The following is a 273-nucleotide window of genomic DNA, read 5'->3' as shown; positions in this document are numbered from 1 at the left end:
CGGGTGCTGGCCGCGGTGAGCGGTCGTGAGGACGTGGTGTTCGGAACGGTGCTGTTCGGCCGGATGAACGCGGGCGCCGGTTCGGACCGGGTGCCGGGTCTGTTCATGAACACCCTGCCGGTGCGGGTGCGGTTGGACTCGCAGAGCGCGGGTGAGGCGCTGGACGGCATGCGGGGCCAGTTGGCCGAGCTGCTGGTGCACGAGCACGCGCCGCTGTCGCTGGCGCAGCAGGCGAGCGGGATGACGGGCGGCAGCCCGCTGTTCACCTCGATC

General features: G+C 71.8%; 1 protein-coding gene. It reads left to right on the top strand.

All coding sequences use genetic code 11. The features are described 5' to 3' along the window. Positions 1 to 15: 15 nt before the first annotated feature. Positions 16 to 273 (top strand): condensation domain-containing protein (locus tag ADK60_RS27720; protein ID WP_234371291.1); only part of this gene is annotated, 258 nt, incomplete at its 3' end.

It is taken from the genome of Streptomyces sp. XY431 (assembly GCF_001279805.1).
Taxonomy (GTDB): domain Bacteria; phylum Actinomycetota; class Actinomycetes; order Streptomycetales; family Streptomycetaceae; genus Kitasatospora; species Kitasatospora purpeofusca.
The sequence above is the reverse complement of the archived record's forward strand: the minus strand, read 5'-3'. Positions and strand labels throughout refer to the sequence as shown.